At 68.2% G+C, this 9,452-nt stretch carries 12 protein-coding genes; 9 read left to right on the plus strand and 3 right to left on the minus strand.

The window, feature by feature from the left end; genetic code table 11:
* Positions 1-166: 166 nt before the first annotated feature.
* The 6 genes from DEQ67_RS10560 (at position 167) to DEQ67_RS10585 (ending at position 5,025) form a co-directional block, all read left to right on the plus strand.
* Entirely contained in the window at positions 167-895 is a 729-nt protein-coding gene (locus tag DEQ67_RS10560; protein ID WP_115802883.1) for a hypothetical protein, read from the plus strand.
* Positions 896-997: 102 nt separating this feature from the next.
* The gene (locus DEQ67_RS10565) at positions 998-1,354 is read left to right on the plus strand and encodes a hypothetical protein (RefSeq protein ID WP_008605701.1); all 357 of its coding nucleotides are present in this window, start codon (positions 998-1,000) and stop codon (positions 1,352-1,354) included.
* A complete protein-coding gene (locus DEQ67_RS10570) occupies positions 1,351-2,292 on the plus strand; it encodes an alpha/beta hydrolase (protein ID WP_115891483.1) in 942 nt (313 codons plus the stop codon). The genes DEQ67_RS10565 and DEQ67_RS10570 overlap by 4 nt, the downstream gene beginning before the upstream one ends.
* Positions 2,293-2,361: 69 nt before the next feature.
* Positions 2,362-2,853 carry a hypothetical protein gene (locus tag DEQ67_RS10575; RefSeq protein WP_004062425.1) on the plus strand — a complete coding sequence of 164 codons (492 nt, stop codon included), beginning with the start codon at positions 2,362-2,364 and terminating at the stop codon, positions 2,851-2,853.
* Positions 2,854-2,963: 110 nt separating this feature from the next.
* Positions 2,964-4,214, plus strand: a complete 1,251-nt coding sequence (locus DEQ67_RS10580; RefSeq protein WP_115802885.1) for a TIGR00300 family protein — start codon at positions 2,964-2,966, stop codon at positions 4,212-4,214.
* A 109-nt stretch (positions 4,215-4,323) separates the two neighbouring features.
* Positions 4,324-5,025, plus strand: a complete 702-nt coding sequence (locus DEQ67_RS10585) for a hypothetical protein (protein ID WP_115861890.1) — start codon at positions 4,324-4,326, stop codon at positions 5,023-5,025.
* 30 nt (positions 5,026-5,055) lie between these two features.
* On the opposite strand, the gene DEQ67_RS10590 is transcribed toward DEQ67_RS10585, so the two are convergent.
* Together DEQ67_RS10590 and DEQ67_RS10595 are read right to left on the minus strand one after the other, a co-directional pair.
* A complete protein-coding gene (locus DEQ67_RS10590; RefSeq protein ID WP_006601445.1) occupies positions 5,056-5,457 on the minus strand; it encodes a universal stress protein in 402 nt (133 codons plus the stop codon).
* A 50-nt stretch (positions 5,458-5,507) separates the two neighbouring features.
* Positions 5,508-5,666 (minus strand): DUF1059 domain-containing protein, encoded by a 159-nt coding sequence (locus tag DEQ67_RS10595; protein WP_158250835.1) that lies wholly within the window; start codon positions 5,664-5,666, stop codon positions 5,508-5,510.
* A gap of 163 nt (positions 5,667-5,829) precedes the next feature.
* Between DEQ67_RS10595 and DEQ67_RS10600 the strand changes: the two genes are divergently transcribed.
* The 3 genes from DEQ67_RS10600 to DEQ67_RS10610 all read left to right on the plus strand — a co-directional run bounded on the left by DEQ67_RS10600 (position 5,830) and on the right by DEQ67_RS10610 (position 8,574).
* On the plus strand, positions 5,830-6,837 hold the full coding sequence (locus DEQ67_RS10600; protein WP_115891482.1) for a DUF7490 domain-containing protein: 1,008 nt from the start codon (positions 5,830-5,832) through the stop codon (positions 6,835-6,837).
* Entirely contained in the window at positions 6,825-7,190 is a 366-nt protein-coding gene (locus DEQ67_RS10605) for a hypothetical protein (RefSeq protein WP_004062431.1), read from the plus strand. The genes DEQ67_RS10600 and DEQ67_RS10605 overlap by 13 nt, the downstream gene beginning before the upstream one ends.
* 61 nt (positions 7,191-7,251) lie before the next feature.
* Positions 7,252-8,574, plus strand: a complete 1,323-nt coding sequence (locus DEQ67_RS10610; protein WP_115861840.1) for a phosphoribosylamine--glycine ligase — start codon at positions 7,252-7,254, stop codon at positions 8,572-8,574.
* On the opposite strand, the gene DEQ67_RS10615 is transcribed toward DEQ67_RS10610, so the two are convergent.
* Complete coding sequence (locus DEQ67_RS10615; RefSeq protein WP_006601442.1) at positions 8,567-9,394, minus strand: hypothetical protein; 828 nt, start codon at positions 9,392-9,394, stop codon at positions 8,567-8,569. The two genes, DEQ67_RS10610 and DEQ67_RS10615, sit on opposite strands and share 8 nt — an antisense overlap.
* Positions 9,395-9,452 lie beyond the last annotated feature (58 nt).

The raw sequence follows: 9,452 nt of genomic DNA on the forward strand, positions 1-9,452 counted from the left end.
CCGAGCCCCGACGCGCTCGACTGCCGCCGCACACCCGCGGCGAACGTCACTTCCACTTCACTTCATTTCTGCCGCGCTCGACCGGATAGCGGCGCGTTCGTCTCGGACCGCCCGACTCGCCGGATAATCCGGCCACTTTTGACTCCCGCCGGCGGAACAGCGGGGTATGCACGAGGGGCGACTCGCGGTCGACATCGAGACGGCAAGCCCGAACGGTCAGCCGAGCGACTTCCGAAACACCGACGACTTCGAGTTGGTCGCCGTCGGTCTCGGCCACCGCGCCGGCGACGACGCTCCCGTCGACGTCGAGGTGCTCCTCCGCGACGGCGACTGGTCGCTCGACCACACCGCCGACCTCCTCCGGCGGGTCGTCGAGTGGTGCGAGGCCCGCGGCGCGGGCGGCGAGGGCGTCGTCACCTACAACGGCGAGTACTTCGACGAACACCACCTCCGCGCGTGGGCCGACCGCGTCGCCGACGCCGGCGTCTGGGCGGACGCGCCGCGTCGAATCGACGCGCTGTTCGCGGACCACGTCGACCTCGGGACGCTCGCGGCCGAGGCGTACCCGGAGGCGGTCCGGCCGAACCGCGACATCCCGGCGCTGTGGAAGGCGTGCAAGGAGGCGGGCGTCGACCAGCCGACCGTCTGGTACGACGACTACGACCTCCCGGCGGGCTACCTCGACCGCCTCGGCGTCGAGGCCGACCACGTCAAGGGCGCGCACGTCGGCGAGGCGCTGGGCGAGGCGTACGTCGAGGGCGTCGTCGCGGAACTCGACCACACGCGGACGCACGCCGAACTCACTCGACTCCTCGTCGACTACGCCGCCGGCGACATCGAGCCGCTGTTTTCGCTCCACGACGCGCTTCGCCGGGCCGACGCGAGCGCGGACTGACCCGGTTCGTCCCCGTCGAGCCGACGCGACGCCGTCGGTCGGACCCGCGCGTCGTTCTGTCTCGCGGCAAACGTTTAGCCGCCGGCAGTCGTATCGCGTGGTATGAACGACCTCGAACCGGCGACCGCCGTCGAGGAGGCGCTCCGCGGCAACGGCATCAGCGTCGAATCGGTCTCGCTCGACGACGCCGTCTCGCTGACGTATCTCACGGCGTTCCCGGACGTCGAACCCGATCACGGCGAAGTGGGCCGCGCGGTCACGGCCTTCCTCGAACTCGCCCGCGACGACGAGTTCGAACCGAGAACCGTCGAGGCGACGGTGCTCCGAAGCGAGGGCGACGTGCAGGCGACGTGGACGCTCGAAGCCGACTGGATTCGCGCGTACAACGATTACGCGCTCGACGACGAGGAGTTGTCCCAGCGCGTCCTCGACAGCCTCTACGAGGAGGGCGACGCGTGAGCGCGTGGCGACACCGCGGCGAGCCGCCCGCCGCGCGCGGCCCGCGTCGGCCCTCGCACTTCGAGTACTCGCGCGTCGCGCTGACGTTCGACAGCGAGGGGTCGAACTGCGCGGGCTGGCTCTACCGTCCCGACGGCGTCGAGTCGCCGCCGGTGGTCGTCATGGCCGGCGAGCTCGCGGCGGAGCGTCGCTTCGGCCTCCGCCCCTACGCCGAGCGGCTGGCCGAGGCGGGCTACGCGGCGTTCCTCTTCGACTATCGCAACACCGGCGACTCCGACGGCGAGCCCCGGAACCTCGTCGACCCCGACTCGCAGATTGCCGACTGGCACGCGGCGCTCTCCGGCCTCCGCGGGCGCGACGAAATAGACTTCCGGTCGCTCGTCCTCTGGGGCGCGAGCCTCTCCGGCGGCTACGCGCTCCGAGCGGCGGCCGAGGACGGTCGCGTCGCCGCCGTCGTCGCCCAGAACCCGATGCTCGACGGGACGGCCGTCACGCGGGGCCGCGGCGTCAAAGGCACGCTCGCCGCACTCGCGGCCGGCGTCCGCGACAGACTCCAGTCGCGGTTCCTCGGCCCGTATCGCGTCCCGGTCGTCGGCGACGGCTCGTCGATGGCCGTCTTCGAGGACCCCGGCGTGCGAGCCGCCTACCGCGACCTCGTGCCGCCGGGAAGCGCGTGGCGCGACGAGACGCCCGCTCGGCTGTTCCTCTCGTTACTTCGCTACCGAGCGCTTCCCGACCCGGACGCGGTCACCTGCCCGACGCTCCTCGTTTCGGGAACTCGCGACGACCTCGCGCCCGCCGACGCGGTCGCCGCCCTCGCGGACGAACTTCCGGACGCGACGCTCGTCGAACTCCCCGCGGGTCACTTCGACCACTACGACCGGGCGTTCGAACAGACGTTCGGCCATCTCCTGTCGTTCCTCCGAACGGTTCGCTGACGGAAGCCGTCAATCCGTTGAACGCTCGCGCGAACCATTATGACCTCGGCAGGCCTATACCACACAGAAATGTCCACATCCACCCGTCTCGTCTCGTTGTTCCTCGCCGTCGCGCTCGTCACGGTGGCCGCGTCCGCGCCGGTGGTCGCACAGGAGTCGGAGGCGCCGAGCGACGCCGACACACAACGGCTCCTCGAAGAGGGGGTCGCGCTGTACAACGACAACGTCGAAGAGTTAGACGTCTCGTTCGCCCGGAGTCTCGTCGCGGGGCGAACGGTGAACGTCTACGTCGAAGACGGGGGCGAGACTCGGGTGTTCTCCGCGTCGGTGCGAGACGATATGCGAATCGAGGACCTGTCGACCGGCCCCGACAGCGAGGCGTCGACCCGAATCACGACGGACCGAGAGACGCTCGAAACCATCGCCGAGTCGCCCGAGCCGATGTCCGAGGTGCGAAGCGCCCTCTCCGACGACCGCATCCGCGTCAACGGCGAGCGGGGCCACCCCGTCGACCAGGTCGTCTGGACCGTCGCCAACACGTTCAAGAGCTTCTTCCTCTGAGCCCGACCCGAACTGGACGCAACTGGACGCCGACCGACCCCGGCTTTTCTCAGCGTCGCCCCGTCCGCGCGTCCGTAACCCACTTTGCCGCCTTCCCCCTCTCTCCGTCGATGACGTTCACGCGCACGGTCGAACTCGACGGCCACATCATCGACTCGGGGATGATGCAACGGGCCATGGGCATCGTGATGGACCTCGGCGGCGACTTCGACGTCGAGCAGTTCGACGTCGGCCGGCAGAAAGACGAGCCCTCCTACTGCCGGATGTCGGTGTCCGCGGACGACCGCGAGACGCTCCAGGAGATACTGCACGAACTCCACCAAATCGGCGCGAACCTCACGGACCCCGTCGACGCCCGCGTCGAGGCCTCGCCGGCCGACCGGGTCGTCCCCGTGGGCTTTTACTCGACGACGAACCACCCGACCGACGTTCGGTATCAAGGCGAGTGGCTCCCGGTCGAGGACATCGAGATGGATTGTGCGATAGTCATCGAGGAGACCGACGACGGCCCGCGGGCCTCCACGAAGGTCCTCAACGGCATCGAGGAGGGCGACCTCGTCGTCACCGACGAGGCGGGGATTCGCGTCAAGCCGCCGGAGCGCCCCCGCGACGCCTCCGGTCCCTTCGGGTTCATGCAGGGCGGCGTCTCCTCGGAGCGCCCCTCGGAGTCGCTCATCGGAGAGGTTGCCGAGGCGCTCCGCGAAACCAAAGCCGACGGCGGAAACGTCCTCGTCGTCGCCGGGCCGGCGCTCATCCACTCCGGCGGCGGCGACGCCCTCGCCGAACTCGTCCGCGAGGGCTACGTGGACATGATTTCGGCCGGCAACGGCTTCGCCACCCACGACATCGAACGCGGGCTGTACGGCACCTCCCTCGGGATGGACATGGAGACGATGGAACACCCCCGGAAGGGCCACAAACACCACATCTACACCATCAGCGAGGTCATCCGAGCCGGCGGCATCGCCGAGGCCGTCGAGGAGGGACTCATCGAATCGGGCGTGATGTACGAGTGCGTGAAACACGACGTGCCGTACGTCCTCGCGGGGTCGATTCGGGACGACGGCCCGCTGCCGGACACCATCACCGACACCATCGAGGCGCAAAACGCCATCCGCGAGCAGGCCCACCGCGCCGACATGGTGCTGATGCTCTCGACGCTCCTGCACTCTGTCGCCGTCGGCAACTGCCTGCCGTCGACGGCGAAGACCGTCTGCGTGGACATCAACCCCGCGACCGTCACGCAACTGCTCGACCGCGGCTCCTCGCAGGCCATCGGGATGGTCACGGACATCGGGACGTTCGTGCCGACGCTCGCCGAGAAGGTGCTCGAAGCCGACGACGACAACGACGACAACTGACCGGGTCGTCCCTGCCCGTTCCGCCGCGCCGCCGCGTCGCGCCGTCTGACGTGTCTATTATGACCCCGGGTGGTCTCTCGTGTCCTGTATGCAACCCAAAGCAGCGCGAGTGCTCCTCGCCGCGGTCATGGTTCTCCTCGCCGGGTGCGGGGGCGGCGTCGGCGGCGACGCCACGGCCGCGACCGAACCGACGACAGACGCGACAGACGCGACGACGACCGCCGACGGCGAGTCGGCCAACCAGAGCGGCAACGCCGCCGAACGCACCTCAGTCACGTTCAACGAAACGTGGGACCAGCGGTACCGGGCCGGGCAGTACTACCGCTACGATATCGAGAGTCGGGGCATCGACGGCACCGCGACCTACGAGTGGGAGGTCGTCTCCGCGACCGACGACGAGGTGACGGTTCGGACGAAACTGGTCACGCCCAACGGGACGACCGAACAGACCGTGACCGCGCCGCCGGACGAGGTGTACGGCGAACTCGCCGGGACGCCGTCGGGGTCGGTCGCCACCCTCGGATTCGACTCGCCGTACTACAACGGCGTCGACGGCGAGACCCTCAGCGTCGGCGACAGCTGGGAGTCCTCGGGCCCCAACGGGACCGTCAGCTTCGAAGTCGAAGCGCTATCGACCTACGCCGGCTTAGAGTGTGCGGCGTTCGTCGTCCGGACGAACGGGAGCGTCTTCTGGGAGAGTTGCGTCACCCCGGAGAGCCCGCTGCCGGGCTACGTGGCGTTCTACGAGGAGGAAGGCGACGACACGCCGGCGTTCGAGATGGAACTCGTCGAGTACCGGGCCGGCGACTGAGCCGGCCGCGGCCAGTCTCGGGCGCGCCACTCAGACTGTTTCGAGCGGGACGACCGCCATCGGGATGTTCGAGTGTAACAGCACGTCCTGTGCCGTGCTCCCGAAGACGATTTTCGAGGTCGGATTACGCTTTCGGATGCCGATGACGATTTCGTCGGCGTCGTGTTCGTCGGCGCACTGGAGGACGTCGTCGGCGGCGTCGTTGCCGCGGATGTACTGGTGGGTCTCTACGTCCACGAGGTCACCGAGTCGGGAGACGACGACGTTCAGCGCGTCTTCGCCGTCGCGGACGTCCTCGCTGTCGGTGTCGTCGCCGCCGGGGTGGGAGTTGACGACGTGGACCACGTCGCCGGCGTCGATGCGCCGCGAGAGGTAGTCGCAGACTTCGGCGCTCGTGTGGACCGAGTTCGTCCCGATAACGTATGTTGCCATGTCCCATATCGCTACGCCGTCCTATAAAAATCCACGCCCGACCGCGCTCGTCAGGCCTGCTTCATCATCGCCAGCACGTCGTCTCTCGTCATCTCTTTTCCGTGTTCGTCGTGGGCGTGTTCCTGAATCACTTTCACCACCTCGTTTCTGTTCTCGGATGTCACGCTGAACCCGCACGAACACGTCGCCTGTTGCATCGCCTTCGACATAGCGGTACAGATACGCGCTCCGAGGGCAAAGCGTGTGTTCACACTCACCATGACACTCTCGGTGGCGGGGCGGTTCCCGCGGCCGCGGCGTCTCCGTCGCGTCGCCCGCGCCGTCACCCTGTCGGGGACAAAACATTTACCCAATCGTAAATGTCAGTCGGGTATGGAAAGAAACGCCCTCCTTACCGCCGGAGCGGTCGGCGTCGTCGTCGTGGCGCTCGTCGCCGCCGCCGTCGTTCCGGGGGTCATCGCGGACCCCACCGACGACGGGCCCGTCCGTCCCGGACCGGTGGACGTCGCCGGCGTCTCCATCGCGGCCGGGGAGGCGACGGGGGAGACGGTCACCCTCGAAATCGAGACACGAATCGACCACCGAGGCAATCCCACGCAGAACGTGAGCGTCCTCGTCCGCGCCGTCGACGCCGAGTCGGGACTGTTGACGACGACGCAGGAACTCGACGTGGGGACGCTCTCGAAGGACGGTGAGACGGCGGCGACGACCAACCTCACGGTCCCCCGCGAGGGCGGCTACGACGTCGAGGTCGTCCTATACAGCGACGACGAGCGGGTCGACGAGGCGCGAAAGAGCGTCCGCGGCGTCTCGGCTATCAAGCCGCCGTACCTCCAGTCGACCACCTCGTTCACCGACAGCGAGGCGCTTCCGCCCGTCTCCTTCGCCATCGCGGAGACCGGCGAGGACCGGACGACGCTCGACCTGACGGCGACGCTGACGAACGCCGGCGACGACCCGGCCGAGGACCTCTCGGTGCTGTTCGTCCTCCGGCAGGCCGAGTCCAACATCGTGGCCTCTCGGACGACGGTGGACGCGGGGACCATCGAGGCCGGGCGAACCGAGACGGTGGACGCGTCGGCGAGCGTCCCGAACGACTACAACTACTACATCGACGCCGTGTTGCTGCGCGACGGGGTCGTCATCGACACCGCCCGCGGCGCGGCGAACCTGAACCCAACGAGGACGATTAGCGTGAACCAGACCAGAGAGGACGTGGAACTCCGCGTCGAAGACTTCGAAAGCGACGGCGGCGACGCACCGCGGGAAACCGCGTACGAACCGACTGAGACCTCCTCATCGGCACCCGGATTCGGCCCGCTCGTGGCGGTCGTGGGGCTGCTCGCGGCCGTCCTCGTCGCCCGGAGGTGGTCGAAATGAGCGAGCGCGACGACTCGACGACTGCCGACGAAGCCGACATCGAGACGATGGTATCGACTGACTCGACGCCAGAGCCGACCGAGAGTACCGAGGACGCGATAGACGACGAGGAAACCGAGAACCGCGAGTTCGCGGAGCGGATGCGCCGCTTCCTCGACTACGCCGTCCTCGCGGGACTGCTGTTGCTCGCGCTTATCGCGGCGTTGCAGTTCTACCTCAACGCCAGCCAGACTATCACGACGTGGGTGAATCCCGAGTACCGCGCGCCGTTCCAGATGGCGTTTAACCTCGTGTTGCTCCTCGGAGCGGCGCTCGGCGTCTCCGTCCAACTTCGCCGGCTGACGAGCGACTGAGCGGCCCGCGCTACCTCTCACCACGCACACAGTTTTCAGGCCGCCGCCCGAGTCGAGAGATATGAACTTCCTCTTCGTGTCGGCGGACGCCGCGCTCATCACCGACCTCGCGTGGCAGGTCCGCAGAGAGGGCCACGACGTGCGGTACTACATCGAGGCCGAGCACGACAGGGAAATCGGAGACGGCTTCGTCCCGAAGACCGACGACTGGCGCGCGGAGGTCGAGTGGGCCGACGTCATCGTCTTCGACGACATCTGGGTCGGCTCGGACATCGACACCGGCGCGCTCGCTCAGGAGCTCCGCGAGGAGGGCCACGCCGTGGTCGGCGGGACGCCGAACACCGACCGCCTCGAAGAGGACCGCGGCTACGCGATGGACGTGCTCGAAGAACACGGCGTCAACACGGTCGAACAGCGCGTCTTCCGCGACTTCGACGAGGGAATCGAGTACGTCCGGCGGAACCGCGCCCCCTACGTCATCAAGCCGCTCGGCGAGGTGCAGAACGTCAAGCGACTCCTCTACGTCGGCAACGAGGACGACGGGAGCGACGTGGTCGAGGTGCTCCGCGCGTACAAGCAGGCGTGGGGCCACCGGATGAAGGGCTTTCAGCTCCAGCGGAAGGTCGAAGGCGTCGAAATCGCCGTCTGCGGCTTCTTCGACGGGGAGACGTTCGTCGACCCGGTGAACTTCAACTTCGAGCACAAGAAGCTCTTTCCGGGCAACATCGGCCCCTCGACCGGCGAGATGGGCACGTCGATGTTCTGGGCCAGGCGGAACCGACTGTTCGAGGAGACGCTGGGCCGGCTCGAACCGTGGCTCGCCGAGGAAGGCTACGTCGGGAGCATCGACATCAACTGCATCGTCAACGAACACGGCATCTATCCGCTGGAGTTCACCCCGCGGTTCGGCTACCCGACGATTACGCTCCAAGAGGAGTCGTTCGAGTCGTCGACGGCGCAGTTCTTCTTCGATCTCGCCCACGGCAACGACCCCGAGCTTTCGGTCCACGGCGGCTACCAAATCGCGGTCCGCATCGTCCTGCCGCCGTTCCCCTTCACCGACGAGCAGACCTACGACGAGAACTCGCGGAACGCGGCGGTCGTCTTCGAGACCGACAGCCGCGAGGGCGTCCACATCGAGGACGCGAAACTCGTCGACGGGCAGTGGCGCGCCGCCGGCGAAAGCGGCATCCCGCTGGTCGTCACCGGGAAGGGCGAGACGATGCAGGAGGCGAGAAAACAGGCGTACGACCGCGTCGACGACATCGTCATCCCGAACCTGTACTACCGCGACGACATCGGCGAGCGCTGGATAGCCGGCGACGGCGACCGACTGCTCGCGTGGGGCTACCTCGGGCCGGCGAGCGAACGAGAGATTAGTTGAGCACCAGCCACGCGGCGAAGACGGCGAGGCCGCCGACGCCGGTGCTCAGCGCGGCGTGGACCCGGAGGCGGTCGAGAATCGCGTGGGCGTGGCCGTCTTCGACCGACAGCAGTTCGTGAATCTCGCTGCCGATTTCGCAGCGCGGGAGGAAGTCCATGGCGACGTGGAGGAACACACCCGAGGCGAAGCCGAAGACGACTCCGCGGAAGGCGTCGGTCGCGGGGAGCGACACCGCGCTGGAGATGATGGCGGCGATACCGAGGCCCGCCGCGGGGAGGAGCAACGGCGCGACCGATTCGCCCCGACCCGAGAGCCGCCGAGCGGCCGCGTACCCGGCCGGTCCCTTGTGCGAGACGATGGCGAGGCCGAGGCCGACGCCCACGTCGATGTTCCCGTAGACGATACCGATAATCGCGCCCGCGGAGACGGCGTGCGCCGAGAGTTCGGTCACGGTGCGGTCCACGGGGAACTCCATGTGGGCGAAGCGGTGGCCGACGGTGTGGGCGGCGAAGCCCGCGAGGATGCCGAAGGCGATGCCGAAGCCGCCGAACTGGGGGTGATGGCCGAGCGCCTGCGGGACCAGAAACACCGCGGCGCTCGTCACCATCGCGCCGCTGGCGAGGCCGTAGCCCCAGACGAGGCCCTCGGCGTGCTCGGCCCGACTCCACGCGCCGAGGGGGGCGGCGAGCGCCATCGCGCCGAAGGCGGCCCACGAGACGACGAGGAGCTTCCACGCCTCGACGCTCGCGGCGTACGCGGAGAGCGCGACGAGTGCCGCGACGCTCCCCGCGCCGATGGCCGTCGCCGTCGAACGGTTCATATTGTGAACGAACCGATTGGGATTAATAAGGGGCGCGGTTCCGGCGGAACGGGTGGGT

This window comes from Haloferax sp. Atlit-48N, assembly GCF_003383015.2.
GTDB classification, from domain to species: Archaea; Halobacteriota; Halobacteria; order Halobacteriales; family Haloferacaceae; genus Haloferax; species Haloferax volcanii.

Bases quoted from the DNA above. Each gene is read 5' to 3' on its own strand.
- DEQ67_RS10565 (WP_008605701.1), top strand. From the start codon at position 998: ATGAACGACCTCGAACCGGCGACCGCCGTCGAGGAGGCGCTCCGCGGC.
- DEQ67_RS10595 (WP_158250835.1), bottom strand. From the start codon at position 5,666: ATGTCGAAGGCGATGCAACAGGCGACGTGTTCGTGCGGGTTCAGCGTG.
- DEQ67_RS10615 (WP_006601442.1), bottom strand. From the start codon at position 9,394: ATGAACCGTTCGACGGCGACGGCCATCGGCGCGGGGAGCGTCGCGGCA.
- DEQ67_RS10610 (WP_115861840.1), top strand. From the start codon at position 7,252: ATGAACTTCCTCTTCGTGTCGGCGGACGCCGCGCTCATCACCGACCTC.
- DEQ67_RS10560 (WP_115802883.1), top strand. From the start codon at position 167: ATGCACGAGGGGCGACTCGCGGTCGACATCGAGACGGCAAGCCCGAAC.
- DEQ67_RS10580 (WP_115802885.1), top strand. From the start codon at position 2,964: ATGACGTTCACGCGCACGGTCGAACTCGACGGCCACATCATCGACTCG.
- DEQ67_RS10590 (WP_006601445.1), bottom strand. From the start codon at position 5,457: ATGGCAACATACGTTATCGGGACGAACTCGGTCCACACGAGCGCCGAA.
- DEQ67_RS10575 (WP_004062425.1), top strand. From the start codon at position 2,362: ATGTCCACATCCACCCGTCTCGTCTCGTTGTTCCTCGCCGTCGCGCTC.
- DEQ67_RS10600 (WP_115891482.1), top strand. From the start codon at position 5,830: ATGGAAAGAAACGCCCTCCTTACCGCCGGAGCGGTCGGCGTCGTCGTC.